Source organism: Flavobacterium pygoscelis (assembly GCF_023162025.1).
Lineage (GTDB): Bacteria > Bacteroidota > Bacteroidia > Flavobacteriales > Flavobacteriaceae > Flavobacterium > Flavobacterium pygoscelis.
Genome location: NZ_JALNUB010000004.1, coordinates 82,121 through 98,121, shown reverse-complemented (window position 1 = coordinate 98,121; position 16,001 = coordinate 82,121). Strand labels below are relative to the sequence as shown.

The 16,001-nt window shown below is 30.8% G+C and carries 14 protein-coding genes; 8 read left to right on the top strand and 6 right to left on the bottom strand.

The annotated features are described in order from the left end of the window. The first annotated feature begins 34 nt into the window (after positions 1–34). The 8 genes from MW871_RS07165 (at position 35) to MW871_RS07130 (ending at position 8,851) form a co-directional block, all read left to right on the top strand. Entirely contained in the window at positions 35–2,440 is a 2,406-nt protein-coding gene (locus MW871_RS07165; RefSeq protein ID WP_248428077.1) for a heavy metal translocating P-type ATPase, read from the top strand. Between the two features lie 116 nt (positions 2,441–2,556). Then, complete coding sequence (gene ccoS / locus MW871_RS07160; protein ID WP_188049812.1) at positions 2,557–2,760, top strand: cbb3-type cytochrome oxidase assembly protein CcoS; 204 nt, start codon at positions 2,557–2,559, stop codon at positions 2,758–2,760. 53 nt (positions 2,761–2,813) lie between these two features. Beyond that, the gene (gene ccoN, locus MW871_RS07155) at positions 2,814–4,991 is read left to right on the top strand and encodes a cytochrome-c oxidase, cbb3-type subunit I (protein ID WP_188049813.1); all 2,178 of its coding nucleotides are present in this window, start codon (positions 2,814–2,816) and stop codon (positions 4,989–4,991) included. Positions 4,992–5,009: 18 nt separating this feature from the next. Continuing rightward, positions 5,010–5,189, top strand: coding sequence for a CcoQ/FixQ family Cbb3-type cytochrome c oxidase assembly chaperone (locus MW871_RS07150; protein WP_188049814.1), 180 nt, complete (start codon positions 5,010–5,012; stop codon positions 5,187–5,189). Between the two features lie 18 nt (positions 5,190–5,207). Next, on the top strand, positions 5,208–6,074 hold the full coding sequence (locus MW871_RS07145) for a cbb3-type cytochrome c oxidase N-terminal domain-containing protein (protein ID WP_210643957.1): 867 nt from the start codon (positions 5,208–5,210) through the stop codon (positions 6,072–6,074). 96 nt (positions 6,075–6,170) lie between these two features. Beyond that, on the top strand, positions 6,171–7,589 hold the full coding sequence (ccoG, locus tag MW871_RS07140) for a cytochrome c oxidase accessory protein CcoG (RefSeq protein ID WP_210643955.1): 1,419 nt from the start codon (positions 6,171–6,173) through the stop codon (positions 7,587–7,589). A gap of 35 nt (positions 7,590–7,624) precedes the next feature. Continuing rightward, positions 7,625–8,077 (top strand): FixH family protein, encoded by a 453-nt coding sequence (locus MW871_RS07135; protein WP_248428076.1) that lies wholly within the window; start codon positions 7,625–7,627, stop codon positions 8,075–8,077. A gap of 72 nt (positions 8,078–8,149) precedes the next feature. Next, positions 8,150–8,851: a sulfite exporter TauE/SafE family protein gene (locus MW871_RS07130; RefSeq protein WP_188049818.1), complete on the top strand. Its 702-nt coding sequence runs from the start codon at positions 8,150–8,152 to the stop codon at positions 8,849–8,851. 66 nt (positions 8,852–8,917) lie between these two features. Here MW871_RS07130 and hemN read toward each other — a convergent pair whose 3' ends face one another. From hemN to MW871_RS07100, 6 genes are all read right to left on the bottom strand, one after another. Then, positions 8,918–10,282 (bottom strand): oxygen-independent coproporphyrinogen III oxidase, encoded by a 1,365-nt coding sequence (gene hemN / locus MW871_RS07125; RefSeq protein WP_248428075.1) that lies wholly within the window; start codon positions 10,280–10,282, stop codon positions 8,918–8,920. 129 nt (positions 10,283–10,411) lie between these two features. Next, positions 10,412–10,888 (bottom strand): hypothetical protein, encoded by a 477-nt coding sequence (locus MW871_RS07120; protein ID WP_248428074.1) that lies wholly within the window; start codon positions 10,886–10,888, stop codon positions 10,412–10,414. Between the two features lie 136 nt (positions 10,889–11,024). Further along, on the bottom strand, positions 11,025–11,372 hold the full coding sequence (locus MW871_RS07115) for a hypothetical protein (protein ID WP_188049821.1): 348 nt from the start codon (positions 11,370–11,372) through the stop codon (positions 11,025–11,027). A 128-nt stretch (positions 11,373–11,500) separates the two neighbouring features. Further along, positions 11,501–13,501, bottom strand: coding sequence for a DUF349 domain-containing protein (locus MW871_RS07110; RefSeq protein WP_248428073.1), 2,001 nt, complete (start codon positions 13,499–13,501; stop codon positions 11,501–11,503). Positions 13,502–13,760: 259 nt separating this feature from the next. Continuing rightward, positions 13,761–14,510, bottom strand: coding sequence for a shikimate dehydrogenase family protein (locus MW871_RS07105; RefSeq protein ID WP_248428072.1), 750 nt, complete (start codon positions 14,508–14,510; stop codon positions 13,761–13,763). Next, entirely contained in the window at positions 14,510–15,907 is a 1,398-nt protein-coding gene (locus MW871_RS07100; protein ID WP_248428071.1) for a tetratricopeptide repeat protein, read from the bottom strand. The genes MW871_RS07105 and MW871_RS07100 overlap by 1 nt, the downstream gene beginning before the upstream one ends. Positions 15,908–16,001 lie beyond the last annotated feature (94 nt).

Here is a 16,001-nt window from a genome sequence, read left to right as displayed (position 1 = left end):
CGTAACCTTTGTGGCAGGTAAAATGAGCAAAGTTATGGACACACAAAACTGTTTCCATTGTGGTTTAGATATTGTAAAAGAAGACGAAATTATTTTTGATGCTAAAAATTTCTGTTGTAACGGTTGTAAAACTGTTTATGAAATCTTTAGTCTCAATGATATGACGTGTTATTATGATTTCGAAAAATCACCTGGAGCAACTCCGCAAGATATTAGCGGCAAATATGATTTTTTAGATAATGAGAGCATTGTATCCAAACTTTTGGAATTTCAAGAGAATTCGACCGCTATTATTTCACTTAACATTCCACATATACATTGTAGCTCGTGTATTTGGATTTTGGAAAATCTACAGCGTCTTCAAAAAGGCATAAGCACTTCTCAGGTTAATTTTCCAGAAAAGAAGGTTAGAATAACCTATAATCCTGAGTTGGTTTCGATCAAAAACATTGTTTATTTATTGAGTTCCATAGGATATGAACCTTATATTAGCTTAGAAAATTACGAAACAGGGGCTAATAATGTCGACAGAAGTTTAACTTACAAGTTAGGTGTTGCTTTCTTTTGTTTTGGTAATATAATGTTACTATCATTTCCGGAATATTTTGAAGTAAAAGAATTTTGGCTCGATCACTATCGTGGTTTTTTTAGATGGTTAATTTTTGCTTTGGCTATGCCAAGTTTTATTTATTCTGCCAGCGGTTATTATGTTTCTGCCTATAAAAGTATTAAAACAAAAATGCTTAACATTGATATTCCTATTGCTTTAGGAATTGTAGTGATGTTTATTCGCAGTGCTTTTGATATCATTATGGACTATGGACCTGGTTTCTTTGATAGTCTAACGGGGCTGATCTTCTTTATGCTTTTAGGAAAAATGTTTCAAATTAAAACGTATAGTTTTTTAAGTTTTGAGCGTGATTTCAAGTCTTATTTTCCAATTGCAATTACTAAAATTAATGCAGATACTTCAGAAGAAAGTGTGCCGATTTACGAAGTTTTAAAAGGTGATCGATTGCTAATTAGGAATCAAGAACTAATTCCTGTTGATGGAATTTTGATTTCTGAGCAAGCTGAAATTGACTACAGTTTTGTCACAGGGGAAGCCGTAGCTATTACTAAAAAATCAGGTGACAAAGTATTTGCTGGAGGAAAACAAATAGGAAAAGTGATCGAAATGGAAGTACTTCATTCAGTTTCCCAAAGTTATCTGACGCAGTTGTGGAGCAATGATGTTTTTCAAAAAAATGTAGAGCAAAAACACAAAACGATTACTGATAATATTTCGCATTATTTTACACCAATATTATTATTGATTGCTTTTGTTTCCTTTACTTATTGGATTTTTATCGATGCTACTACAGCATTCAATGTCTTTACCGCAGTGCTTATCGTTGCTTGTCCTTGTGCATTGGCATTGACGGCTCCATTTACTTTTGGAAACGTATTAAGAATCCTTGGCAAGCAAAAATTTTATTTAAAAAATGCTTTAGTTATTGAGCAATTAGCTAAAGTAGATACCATAGTTTTTGATAAAACAGGGACAATTACAACAAATAAAAAATCGAATATTTCGTATGAAGGAACGACTCTTTCAGATGAACAATTGTTGCTAATAAAAAATGTTCTTAGAGCTTCAAATCATCCGTTAAGCAGAATGTTATATGATTATTTGCCACTTCCTATTTTAGAAAATAAATCTGCTACACTTGCTAAAAAAATGAAAGTAGAGCATTTTGAGGAGATTACTGGAAAAGGAATTAAGTCTCAAATTTTTTGGTATACGATCTTAATTGGTTCTGCGAGTTTTGTCGAAAAACTAGAGGATTCTTCTATTCAACAAACTGCTGTACATATAAAAATTGATGGGATTTATTTCGGAAAATTTATTTTCAATAATCAATACAGAGAAGGTTTAGAAGAGCTATTTCAGACTTTGAGTAAACTATATAAAATTAAAGTTCTGTCTGGCGATAATGAAGGCGAGCGTTCTGTTCTAGAACGATTATTGCCTAAAGGAACGGAGTTGATTTTTAATCAAAAACCGGAACAAAAATTAGAATTTATAAAAAATTTACAAGAAAAAGGGAATAACGTTATGATGGTAGGTGACGGTCTAAATGATGCTGGAGCTTTAGCGCAAAGTGATATTGGTATTTCTATTTCTGAGAATGTAAATGTTTTTTCTCCTGCTTGTGATGCGATTTTAGATGCGAATGAATTTCAAAAATTAAATTATTTCCTGAAATTTTCAAAAAATTCTATAACCACCATTAAGATGAGTTTTACTTTGTCTTTACTGTACAATGTGGTTGGGCTAACTTTTGCTGTTACAGGAAACTTATTGCCTCTAGTTGCAGCTATTATAATGCCGCTCAGCACTATAACTATTGTGAGTTTTGTAACGGTAATGAGTAACTACTACTCGAGAAAGAAGTAAGTGTAAATTTAAAATATTTGTTTATCTTCACATTTATTTAACATTTGTTAAGATGTATGACAATTGTCATATTTTGCTCTAAATAATCACAGTAATTTTGTAACATAAACTTAGGTATGAGTGTCATTTATTTATTAATAACCATCAGTATAATAATTGCTATTGGTTTTTTTATTGCTTTTATAACAGCAGTGAAAACAGGTCAATACGATGATGATTATACACCATCTGTCAGGATGCTTTTTGATGATGAGCTATTAAAACCAACAAAAAAAGAAATTAAAGTTGAAAAAAAAGAAGAAAATAAATTAGATGTCTAAATCTATAGTATTGACTTCAAAATGTTTAAATTAAGTTAAAAACAAATTTATTTATGGAAATGCAGCAGTTTTATTATGACAACAAAATTGTAAAGAAATTCATTTATGCCACCATCGCTTTTGGTGTGGTAGGAATGGTAGTAGGGCTTACATTGGCCTTTATGTTTCTTTTCCCAAACATGACCGATGGAATTTCATGGTTAAGTTACGGTCGATTAAGACCACTACACACAAATGCTGTTATTTTTGCTTTCGTAGGAAATGCTTTTTTTGCTGGAATGTATTATTCTATGCAACGATTGCTTAAAGCAAGGATGTACAGTGATTTCTTGAGTAATATTCACTTTTGGGGTTGGCAACTAATCATTGTTGCTGCAGCGATTACTTTGCCATTAGGTTTTAGTTCGTCAAAGGAATATGCTGAGCTAGAGTGGCCTATTGATATTGCTATTACTCTTATTTGGGTTGTAATGGGTATCAATATGATTGGTACGATGATAAAACGTAGAGAGCGCCATTTATATGTTGCTATTTGGTTTTATTTAGCAACTTTTGTTACTGTAGCAGTTTTACATATTTTTAATAATTTAGAATTACCAGTATCTGCATTCAAAAGTTATTCTGTTTACGCAGGAGTTCAAGATGCATTAGTACAATGGTGGTACGGTCATAATGCGGTTGCATTTTTCTTGACTACTCCTTTCTTAGGTTTAATGTATTATTTTGTTCCTAAAGCGGCTAATCGTCCTGTATATTCATATAGATTATCAATCGTTCACTTTTGGTCTTTGATTTTTATATATATTTGGGCTGGACCTCACCACTTATTATATTCTGCATTACCTAACTGGGCTCAGAATTTAGGAGTTGCTTTCTCAATAATGTTACTTGCTCCATCTTGGGGTGGTATGATAAACGGGCTTTTGACTTTAAGAGGTGTTTGGGATAAAGTACGTGTAGATCCTGTTTTGAAATTCTTCGTTGTAGCGATTACAGGTTACGGTATGGCCACTTTTGAAGGGCCAATGCTATCTCTTAAAAATGTAAATGCTATTGCACACTATACGGATTGGATTATTGCTCACGTTCACGTAGGTGCATTAGCTTGGAACGGATTTATGGCTTTTGGTATGATTTATTGGTTAGTTCCTAGAATGGCAAAAACCAGTTTGTACTCTTTAAAATTAGCTAACTTTCACTTTTGGATTGGTACATTAGGTGTTATTTTATATACAATTCCAATGTATGTTGCTGGTTTCTTACAAGCTTCAATGTGGAAACAGTTTAATCCAGACGGAACGTTAACTTATGGTAACTTTCTAGAAACAGTTACTCAAATCATGCCAATGTATTGGATGAGAGCAATTGGTGGATGTCTTTATTTAACTGGAATGCTTGTTTTAGTATATAACATTGTTCAAACATTAAGAGCAGGTGCAACTATTGAAGATGAATTAGCAGAAGCTCCAGCTTTAGTTAGAATAAGTTCTGGAAGAGTAAAAGGAGAAAAATTTCACCCTTGGTTAGAAAGAAAACCTATTCAATTGACAATTTTAGCAACTGTGGCTATTTTGATTGGTGGAGTTATTCAGATTGTTCCAACCATTATGGTAAAATCAAATATTCCTACAATTACAAGTGTAAAACCTTACTCTCCTTTAGAATTAGAAGGACGTGATTTGTATATTCGTGAAGGTTGTGTGGGTTGTCACTCTCAGTCTGTTCGTCCTTTCCGTAGTGAAGTAGAGCGTTATGGACCACAAGCAAAAGCAGGAGAGTTCGTGTACGATCATCCATTTTTATGGGGATCAAAACGTACAGGACCAGATTTATTAAGAGTAGGTGGAAAATACAATGATAACTGGCATTTTAACCACTTCTGGAGTCCACAAAGTATTTCTGCAGGTTCAATTATGCCTGGATACAAATGGTTATTTGACAACAAACCAATGGATATTTCATTAACTCAAAAGAAAATGAAAGCTATGGTTACCCTTGGTGTACCTTACACAGAAGCTCAAGTAGCGAGTGGTTTAGATGATTTAAGAAAACAAGCTCTTGCCATTGAAGAAAGTTTGAAAAATGATCCTGACTTTGTGAAAAGTTATGATGAAAGTAAGAAAAAAGCAGAAGCTAGAGGAGAAAAATTTGTTCCTATGAACGAAAGAGAAATTGTAGCTATGATTGCTTATATGCAAAGACTTGGAACAGATATTAAAGTAAAGAAATAATACTAAAATTAGTAAATCATGTTTGAACAAGTAAAACATAATTTGGAGACCATCGATGGAGTTTCCATATTTCCTATCTTATCCTTATTGATTTTTTTCTTATTTTTTGTAGGACTTGGTATTTGGGTGTTTTCATATAAAAAAGAAAGAATCGATGAGCTAAGTCAGATGCCATTGAATGACAATAAAATAGTATAATTTTTTAAAATTTAGAGAATGAAAAAATTAATTCCAGCATACGTTAGCGTTCTTGTAATATTCTTTGCTGCTTTTGGAGCAATGGAGTATTTCATTGACTCAGGAGATAAACCTGCCTTTATAAAGTACCCAATGGTTTCTGTATTTTTATTGGTGTTCCTTTTTGTTTTGGTTGCCATTGCAATTACTATGAGAGCAGTAGATAATGTCACCTATCATTTACTAACTGACGAGCAAAAAGCCGAATTAAATCAAAATACTAATTGGAATATAACAGAAAAAAAATGGTATAAAAAATTAGTTAGTGCTGATGAAACGGTAAGTGAAGACCAGTTATTATTAGAGCATGATTATGATGGTATAAAAGAACTAGATAACAATTTACCATCATGGTGGGTTTATTTATTCTATGCATCAATTGTATTTGGAGTGATCTATATGGTTCGTTTTGAAATATTAGGAGCTGATGATCAAGAGATGGAACTTAAGAAAGAAATAGCTCAAGCTAAAATTGAAGTGGCTGAGTATATGAAAACTGCACCGGATATGATGGACGAAAAAACAGTTACTTTATTAACTGATCCAGCAGATTTAGCAGTAGGAAAAGAGATATTTACTACTAATTGTGCTGCTTGTCACAGAGCAGATGCTGGAGGTCAAATTGGACCAAACTTGACAGATGATCAATGGATCTTAGGCGGAGGTATTAAAAATATTTTCCACACCTTAGTAAATGGAGGTCGTGATGGTAAAGGAATGATTGCATGGAAAGGAACTTTAAAACCAAAAGAAATGCAAAAAGTGGCAAGTTATATTATATCTTTAAAAGGAAGTAATCCAACTGATCCCAAAGCTCCAGAAGGTGAAGTTTGGGTTGAGGAGTAATATTTATTACAGTTAAATAATAATTAAAAACACACGTTTTTATTTAGCTTTAGGATTTTAAGAATTATTTTAAAATTGTGTTTTAAATAAAAAAAAATGTCAAAATTACCAGATGAAGCTTTTAGAGACACTATTGGTACAATAGATACTGAAGGAAATAGAAAATTTATTTTTCCAAAAAAACCTTCAGGGAAGTTTTATGATTATAGGAAATGGCTCAGTTATTTTTTATTGATCATATTTGTTGTTTGTCCTTTTATAAAGATCAATGACAACCAATTCATGATGTTTAATATTCTGGAAAGGCGATTCAATATTTTTGGATTTCCATTTTGGCCACAAGATTTTTATATTTTCGTTCTTTTTTTACTGGTAGGAGTTGTATTCGTTATTCTATTTACAGTTATTTTTGGAAGGATCTTTTGTGGATGGATTTGTCCGCAGACTATATTTTTAGAAATGGTTTTCCGTAGATTTGAATACTGGATTGAAGGCGATAGAGGAGCACAAATACGTTTAGAAAAGCAAGAATGGAATGCAGAGAAAATTAGAAAAAAAGCACTTAAATGGTCTGTATTTTTAATTATTTCTTTTTTTATTGCTAATGTATTTCTTGCTTATCTTATTGGGAGTGATAAATTATTTTTGATGATCGAAGAAGGACCTAAAGATCACATCAGTACATTAATATCGCTTTTGATTTTTACAGGAATTTTTTATTTCGTTTTTGCTTGGTTTAGAGAACAAGTATGTATTATAGCTTGTCCTTACGGAAGATTACAAGGAGTTTTGTTAGATGATAAATCGATTAATGTTGCTTACGATTTTGTTCGTGGTGAAAAAGAAGCAGGTAGAGCTAAATACAATAAACAAGAAGACAGAGCAGCTTCAGGAAAAGGAGATTGTATCGATTGTAAACAATGTGTAAATGTTTGTCCAACGGGTATTGATATCCGCAACGGAACGCAAATGGAATGCGTCAATTGTACGGCATGTATTGATGAATGTGATGTCATTATGGATAATATTGGATTGCCGAGAGGATTAATCCGTTACGCCTCTGAGGAAGAAATTGAGAAAAACGTAAAGTTTAAATTTACTCCTAGAATGAAAGGTTATTCAGCGATATTATTTATTTTGACAGGAATATTAATCGGGCTTTTGTTTTTACGTACGGACGTCGAGGCTACAATATTGCGTTTGCCAGGACAATTGTTTCAGCATAAAGGAGAAAATATCAGTAATATCTATACGTTTAAAATTATAAATAAAACCAATAATAATTTTAATGATGTTCATTTTAAATTAGTTGGTATAAAAGGAACATTAAATGTTGTAGGTAAACAAGTCTTGCAAGTGCCAAAGCAAGGAATGAGTGGCGGGACATTGTTTATTGAGATAAATAAGAATTTATTGGATAGCGATAAGACCAAATTAAAGATCGAAGTTTATGATGGTGGTAAAAAAATTGAAACGAGTACCACAAGCTTTTTAAGTCCTAGAAGTTTTGACTAATTTACAAAACTGTAAAATTTATAAATAAAAATAACATGAAAATTAATTGGGGAACTGCAATCGTAATTGCTTTTGGTTTGTTTATAACCTTCATATTATATTTTGTTTTTAAAGTGCAATCAGATTCAAAATACGATAATGATTTAGTTGTAGAAGAGTATTACAAGCATGATGCTAATTTTGGTGCAGAAATGAAAAGAGTGCAAAATGCAGAAGATTTAGTTTCAAAACCTGTAATTACTGCAGTTGAAGATGGAGTTACTATCGTATTTCCAAGTTCATTTACACCCAAAAATATAAAAGGAATTGTGTCCCTTTATAGACCGTCTAACAAAAAATTAGATTTTGAAATTCCAATTTCTCTTTCTGATGCTACTACTTTGCTCATACCTAAAAAAAGTTTGGCAGGCGGTCGATGGGACATTAATATGGAATGGCAATATGATGGAAAGTCCTATTTGTCTAAAGAAATAATTTATATCAATTAATAAAATTAAAAGCCACCAAGTCTTATTTTTGACTTTGTGGCTTTCAATTTTATAACAATAGAATTAACAAGAATGCTTTACTCTGCCTTTATTTTCGGTTTAATAAGTAGTTTTCATTGCATTGGTATGTGTGGACCTATTGCGATGATGTTGCCTGTAGATCGTAATAATCAAGCTAAAAAAGTAACTCAAATTATTACTTATCATATAGGCAGGTTAACAGCTTATGCTTCGATTGGTTTTATATTTGGACTTCTTGGAAAAGGTTTTTTTCTAGCAGGTATTCAACAAAATTTATCCATTTTCATAGGCATCGCTATGATTTTAATAGTCTTAGTTCCCGATAAGATTTTTGCTAAATATAATTTCTCTAAACCTGTTTTTAAGTTGATATCTAAAATCAAAACTGCTTTAGGAAGTCAATTTAAAAATAAGAGTTATAAGTCTTTGTTTACTATTGGTTTATTAAATGGCTTTTTGCCTTGCGGAATGGTCTATGTAGCTCTATTTGGAGCAATAGCGATGCAAAGCGAAGGATTGGGAGTCTTATATATGATTTTATTCGGTTTGGGAACCGTTCCTATGATGAGTAGTGTAGTGTATATTAATTCGTTTTTAACCATACCGATCCGTAATAGAATTCAAAAAGTAATTCCCTATGTAGCTGTTATTATAGGTTGTTTGTTTATTTTGAGAGGTTTGGGTTTAGGAATTCCTTATATTTCTCCTTCCAATATGAGCTTATTTGTTCAAGGAGATCCTAATTGTCACTAATTTTAGCATTACTAAATGTCATAAAAAAATACGCTCAAGGCGTATTTTTTTTATTTAATTTTAATGTTATATGGTCATCGAGAATAATTGTGTTTCTGGTGCTTTTCTTTTCAAACGTAAATCAAATGCCATACATATATTACGAACATATGGTTTACCAGCATCGGTAACTTGAATGCTGTTTTTATTAATAATCAGCAATCCGTCGTTTTCCATTTCCTTTAATTGAACAAGAACCTCTGGAATCTCTTCAAAATAAGTTTCTTTATTTTCCCATGATGTTTCAAATTGACACATCAAATTTAAAATGTGCTTTCTAATTTTTAAATCTTCGTTATTTAAAACATGTCCACGATAAACCGGTAGTTTATCCCATTCTAATATTTGATAATAATCTTCTAAGTTTTTTACATTTTGAGCAAAACTATACCAACTATCACTAATTGATGAAACACCTAGGCCAATCATCAATTGGGTTTTAGAAGAGCTATATCCCATGAAATTGCGGTGCAGTTTTCCGTTTTCAAAAGCATCATGTAAACTATCAGTTTCTAAGGCAAAATGATCCATTCCTATTTCATGATAGCCATTTTCAAAGAGTAATTTTTTACCAGTCTCATAAAGCATTCTTTTTTTATCATCTTTAGGAATGTCTTCATCTTTAAAACCACGTTGACCATTTCCTTTAATCCAAGGTACGTGAGCATAACTATAAAATGCCAATCGATCGGGTTGTAATGATTTAGTTTTTTCAATAGTATCTATTACATCTTCAATTTCCTGAAAGGGTAAACCAAAAATAATATCATGACCGATAGATGTATAACCAATCTCTCTGGCCCAAAAAGTAACTTTTGCCACATTATGAAAAGGTTGTTCTCTATGTATTGCTTTTTGAACTTTAGCAGAATAATCTTGTACGCCAAAACTAACTCTTCTAAATCCTAAATCATACAATTTCTGTAGATGTTCGTGAGATGTATTGTTAGGATGTCCTTCAAAACTAAATTCATAATTAGAAGCTTTTACAGCGCTAGTAAAGATTCCGTTTATTAAATCTTCTAAATTCTTTGGCGAAAAAAACGTTGGTGTTCCTCCTCCTAAATGTATTTCCTTGATAGTTGGTTTTTCTCCTAATATTTTACAATAGATAGACCACTCTTTTAGAACCGCATCAATATAGGGATTCTCTACACTATGATTTTTTGTGATGCGCTTGTTACATCCACAAAAAGTGCATAAACTTTCACAAAACGGCAAGTGAATATAAAGACTTATTCCTTCTGGACCGTTACTTTCTACAAATGATTTTTTTAAGGTTTCGGTCCAAATTTCATACGAAAAATCAGATTCATCCCAATAGGGAACCGTAGGATAACTAGTATATCTAGGTCCTGGAACATTATATTTTTGAATTAAAGAGTTTTTCATAAAAAATAAATTTAGTAATAATCAAAAGTAACATTATGACTAAATATTTAAAATGATAATTATCATATTAAGCATAGGTATAAAAAAAGAGACTTTTAAAAGTCTCTTTTTTTATTATTTTAATAAGCGTTAAATAGAAATGCAATTGTCTATTATTTGCTTATATTTTTTTGCAAGTTGATGATCTTCATACAAGCAAAGTTGCCCCATTTGATCATTTTCAATTTTATAAAATGGCACAGATTTTATTTTTTTATTTTCTTTGTAATGAAACTCTAAGTCTATTTGTGTTATTGTTTCACCGCTATTGTCCTTTGTAACTACCAATTTACTAGTTTGAATATCCTTCAAATCGACAAACGAGTTCTTTTCTGATTTTAAATTAAAATCCATTAAAAGAAAACCTTTATTTTTTTCGTCTAAAGCCATTACTTTTTTATTTAATGTTTCTGTAGTTTCAAATTTAAAACGATTGTTTTGGCTAAATTCTGCTTTTATTTTTTCAATTTTTGATTTATTCATAGAGTTTGATCTTATAGAATAAAATATAGGAAGTGCAATTAAAACTGTAAGGACAAGACCAATTATGGCTATAGAAGTATCCATTTTTTTTATTTTTAGTAATTTATATAACAAGATAATTTGTATTGAATATCTAAAGATATCAATCAATATTAGGACAAAGCAATGTCCTAGAAGTAGTAAAGATTAAAAATACTTCAATACTATTTTATAGTTATTATTACCAAAAAGAATGATAAGGGAAGAGTAGTAGAGAAACCTTTTCGCATCGGTCAATATCTTGATAATCAAAACGAATAAAAAGTGTTTTGATTTTAAAATCGGGTATTACAGAAGAATAACTGATTAAGTATTTTATAAACGAGCAGCTAGGATTTTTGTAATGTGGTAGAAATGAAGAAGCAACTTGAGGCTGAATAAAAACGGAGGTGTGAACGTTATCAGCTGCAAAGGAAGTTTTGTTTTGTTCTACTTCGAGTGTTTCACCCCGAGATTGATTTGTAGTAAACACAAATAAAAAGACAAATGAAAGCCCAATAATAAATATGGTTTTCCGAATCCAATTCATTTTGTAAATATAAACTTTGCTATTGAATATAAAGTGATTTTTGTTATAAATGAAAGTTAAAACTAAAATCTATTTTTATAAAAAAAACCTTGAACATTTAGTTCAAGGTTTTAATATTTAATAATACTTTATTCGATATTTATATTTCTCAATTGTTTTAACTTTTCCTTCCAGACACCAAGTGTTTCTTTTTGAATTGCAATATTTTTTCGAACTTCTAATACGATAGAATTTTCTTTTTTTGCATTACGTGTATTGGTAAAAAACTGAATGTTATTTTCTAATTGAAAGATCTCATTCTGTACTTCTTCAATTTTACGCATGATAAAGATTTTTTCATTATCTAACTTACGAGAATCATTACTTTCAGTTAAATGATCCACTCGGTTTGCAAAACGCATCATTTCAGTATCCTTTTTACTCAAATTTAATTTTTCAAAAAGAGCATCTAGAATTTTATTAAATTTACCTTCAATATGTCTTCTTGGAAAAGGAACTTTACCAAAGTTTTTCCAGGTTTCAATATGCAGTTTAATTGCATCTAGATCTGCTTTGTGTTCTCCTACCAGTTGAAATTCTCTCAGCGTTTCTAAGTAGGCTTTTTTACTATCAAAAGCAGCAACTTCTTCTGTGTTTTCTTCGCTTTTTTGTTCTTTTAGTTTTTCAAAATAGTGATTACAAGCATCTTTAAATTCTTTCCAAATTTTATCAGAGTATTTTCGGGGAACGTGACCTATTTGTTTCCATTCCTCTTGAATTTGCTTCATAATTGGAGTAGTGGCAGCAAAGTCTGTACTTTCTTGTAATGCTTTAGCTTTTGCAACAAGAGCTGTTTTCTTGCTTAAATTGTCGTTTTGGTCTTTCTTAATATCTTTGTAAAATGAGTTTTTGAAAGAATTGAAATTTCTAACAGCAGTTTTAAATGCAGACCAAGTTTCTTCATTAACATCTGAAGGTACTTTTCCAGAAGAGAAAAAAGCAGTTCGTAAAGCTTCTACTTTTTCAATTTGAGCAAGCCATTGTGAATGTGCATTTACTTTTTCAGTAGCTAAAACTTCAATTTGAGCAATAATATCTTTTTTCTTTGCTAAATTTTCAAGTTCAGTTCCTCTTTGATTTTCAAATAAAACCTCTCTTTTATCATGCATTTGCTTAGTTAAGTCACTAAACTTGTTCCAGATTTCATCGCGGTGTTCACGCGAAACAGGACCGATATCTTCTTTCCAGATTCTATGTAAATCTTGTAGTTCTCTAAAAGCTTTATTAATATCTGCCTCGTTTACTAATTCTTCAACACGGGCAACAATTTTTTGTTTTTGCTCTAAATTATGTTTAAAATCAAGATCTCTAGCTTCTCTGTCTAAGTGCAGATAATCATAGAAATTTTCTACATGAAAATGGAAATTATTCCAAACGTGATTGTATTTGTCTTTTGGAATTGGTCCAGCATTTTTCCAACGCTCTCTTAAATCATTAAAATGTTTTAAGGTATCCTTAATATTTGCTTGAGGATTAATAAGCTCTTTTAATTCTTCTACGATAGCCAAACGGTTTTCTAAATTAGTTTTTAGATTTGTTTGTAAGTTTTTGAAATGCGCATTTTTTGCATCTCTAAAAATGGAGTAATATTTGTCAAAATTGCTCTTTAAAGGAGAATGATATTGAAATTCTTCATTTGGATCTTGGTTTTCCGCAGCAAATTCTTCTTTTTTCTCTTCTAAAAGGTGATTGTATTTCGCCAAAAACGATTTCTTTATTTCTTCTATATGATCTTTTGCTGATACTAATTTTTCATTAGAAACCAGGTTTTTTAGTTCTTCTACTAACTCTTCTAATGATAAGGTATCATAATCTTGCATGGGAATATCATGACGCTCTTTTAGAGTTTCGTCTTCACTTTCTTCTGCATTAGTATCTGAAATAGCATCAAGTGCATTCTGATTTTCTACAATTTTATTCTCAGAAGGTTGTATTTCATTTTCTTCTGCAGCAAAAGCGGTAGTTTCTTTAGAAATATTATTTTCTATAGACTCAGTCACAGTTGTAGTTGACTCAACTGAATTGTTTTCAATATTTCCATCTGTTTCGCTCTCATGGCGAGACAGGTTATCATTCTTTTCTTCTAACATTTTTTCAATGTGTAAGGTTTGTAATTGTATCTATTGCGAAAGGTACTAAAGCAGTATGAAAATACAAAATTAATCTGCTCATTATCACTTTTTTTCGCTGAAATTATCAGATTTAAATCCATTATAAATTATATAGTACAATTTAATTCCTACTTAACTTGATGCTTTTTATCAAAATAAATTGAATTAAGAGTAAAAAAAAACACAACATTTTATAGTTGTGGTTTTATATTCAAATTTTGTTATTGTGTTTTACAAATTACTTATTCCAAATTTTCCATGCTTTCTCCGCTTGAAATATAAGCATGTCTAAACCGTTTGTAATTTGTGCTCCTTTTTGTTTTGCTTTTTTTAAGAATTGTGTTTCTTCAGGGTTATAAATCAGATCAAATGCAATATGGTTATTCGTAAAATAGTCATACGGAATATTGGGATATGCCTCTATGTTAGGACTTGTTCCAACAGGAGTCGTATTAATTATAATTTGATAATTATCAAACGTAGTAGCATTGATGCGATCATAACTGATAGCATTTTCTTTAGCTTCTCTTGAAACAAAAGTATACGGAATATTAAGTTCGTCTAAGGCATATGCAACTCCTTTTGAAGCTCCACCTGTTCCTAAAATTAAGGCTTTTTTATGATGAGACAATAATAAGGGTTTTAATGATTTTTTGAAACCATAATAATCTGTGTTATACCCTTTTAATTTTCCTTTCTTAGTTACTCTAATTGTATTTACAGCCCCTGTTAGAGCTGCTTTTTTTGACAATTTATTTAAAAAAGGAATAACAGTTTCTTTATAAGGAATAGTAACATTTAAACCTTTTAGGTTAGGAGTATTAGTTATAATATCAGAGAAAGTGTCTATTTCCTGAATGTCAAAGTTTACATAACTACATCCTTCAAAGTTTTCATTACTGAATTTTTTAGTAAAATAAGCTTTAGAGAAGGAGTAGCTTATATTTCTTCCTACTAAACCAAAACCTTTTTGTACAATGTCTATCATTATAATTTATTATGTTTTACAATAAAATTTTGTACTATCTTTTTTGCCCAAACTACAGGAAATAACTCTTCTAAAAGAGTTTGGTTGGCTAAATTTAATCGTAAAGCATTGCTTAAGTGAAACTTTGCTTTTGTAGCTTCTGATAACATATAGTATAATCCGGCCAAACGATATTCTACTTCATTTTCTTCTGGAAAATATTCAGAAGCTTGTAATAAAGTTTGAACAGCACTTTGAAATTCTCCTAAAAACTGAAGAATATCTACCCAAAACAACCATGTTTCTAGAGAGTGATCTCCAAATTCTACCGCTTTTCTATAGCCAAATTCTGCTTCTTCAAAGAAGTTCATTTGTTTGTTTATCGAGGCATAACGTTTCCAATATAAGCGATTTTGATTGTCAATTGCTAGTGCTTTATTGACAAAGAAAAGTGCTTTTTGATAGTTTTTTTGTCTTATGTAAAAATCAGTAATAGCAATCCAACCTTTGTCTAAAAGTGGATCTTCATGTACAGTCTCATTAAAATATTTTAATGCTAAAGCTTTCTTTCCTATTTTTTCATAACATTTTCCTATTCTTAACAAAGCATAAGATGTCGCATCTTCTAATTCGATGGTTCTTTCGTAACTTTCAATTGCTTCTTTGTATTTTTTTAAACGTTCAAAAGCTTTCGCTTTTTCCATAAACGCTCCTAGGAATTCATCATCAATTAATGTGGCATAATCAAAGGCACGAATAGCACTTTCATATTCTTTTACACCGTAATGCAAACGTCCTACTTGATGCCAAGCAATTTCGCTGTACGGATTTTTTTCAATATATTGATTTAAGAAAATTATAGCTTCTTGATTTTGATCTAAAAATTCAAAACAATAGACCACGTTATATAATGCAGATTGATCTTCTAAATCCTCTTCTAGACATTTAATAAAATTTTCTTTTGCTAGCTCAAAATTGTCCATAAATAAGTATTCCATACCTATTAAGTTATAGACATCGGCATAATCATCTGTGTATTTTAAAGCAATTTTTAATAACTCAACTGCTTTATCATGCTGATCTCTTTTGGAGTAAATATTTGCTTTTTGAATGTATATTTCTTCGTTTGTTGGTTCGATTGCATATAATTCATTCAATAGTTTTTCTGCTAATTCTAATTTGTCATCATAGACTAACATCTCCACTTGAACTAATTTTAGTCCGGTTGATTTAGGGTGTTGGTCTAGTGCTAATTTTAATGCTTTTTTTGCCAAAGCGGCCTTACCCATATCGAGATAGTGAAGAATAATTTCTTCAAATTCCTCCGAGTCAAAAAAGAGCACTTTGTTGGTTTTCAACATAGACTCAAATTTAGATAGGGATAAGTTATGGTCTTCTTCTTCGTTGCTTAATTGCATACTGTGTTTTTTTAATATAGCCTAAATAAAGTTAGGCATCCTTACTGTTAATGTGAGGAGAAGTGGTAATTGTTTTGAACAATTTAATTAACAA

Bases quoted from the DNA above. Each gene is read 5' to 3' on its own strand.
- MW871_RS07165 (WP_248428077.1), top strand. From the start codon at position 35: ATGGACACACAAAACTGTTTCCATTGTGGTTTAGATATTGTAAAAGAA.
- ccoS (WP_188049812.1), top strand. From the start codon at position 2,557: ATGAGTGTCATTTATTTATTAATAACCATCAGTATAATAATTGCTATT.
- ccoN (WP_188049813.1), top strand. From the start codon at position 2,814: ATGGAAATGCAGCAGTTTTATTATGACAACAAAATTGTAAAGAAATTC.
- MW871_RS07150 (WP_188049814.1), top strand. From the start codon at position 5,010: ATGTTTGAACAAGTAAAACATAATTTGGAGACCATCGATGGAGTTTCC.
- MW871_RS07145 (WP_210643957.1), top strand. From the start codon at position 5,208: ATGAAAAAATTAATTCCAGCATACGTTAGCGTTCTTGTAATATTCTTT.
- ccoG (WP_210643955.1), top strand. From the start codon at position 6,171: ATGTCAAAATTACCAGATGAAGCTTTTAGAGACACTATTGGTACAATA.
- MW871_RS07135 (WP_248428076.1), top strand. From the start codon at position 7,625: ATGAAAATTAATTGGGGAACTGCAATCGTAATTGCTTTTGGTTTGTTT.
- MW871_RS07130 (WP_188049818.1), top strand. From the start codon at position 8,150: ATGCTTTACTCTGCCTTTATTTTCGGTTTAATAAGTAGTTTTCATTGC.
- hemN (WP_248428075.1), bottom strand. From the start codon at position 10,282: ATGAAAAACTCTTTAATTCAAAAATATAATGTTCCAGGACCTAGATAT.
- MW871_RS07120 (WP_248428074.1), bottom strand. From the start codon at position 10,888: ATGGATACTTCTATAGCCATAATTGGTCTTGTCCTTACAGTTTTAATT.
- MW871_RS07115 (WP_188049821.1), bottom strand. From the start codon at position 11,372: ATGAATTGGATTCGGAAAACCATATTTATTATTGGGCTTTCATTTGTC.
- MW871_RS07110 (WP_248428073.1), bottom strand. From the start codon at position 13,501: ATGTTAGAAGAAAAGAATGATAACCTGTCTCGCCATGAGAGCGAAACA.
- MW871_RS07105 (WP_248428072.1), bottom strand. From the start codon at position 14,510: ATGATAGACATTGTACAAAAAGGTTTTGGTTTAGTAGGAAGAAATATA.
- MW871_RS07100 (WP_248428071.1), bottom strand. From the start codon at position 15,907: ATGCAATTAAGCAACGAAGAAGAAGACCATAACTTATCCCTATCTAAA.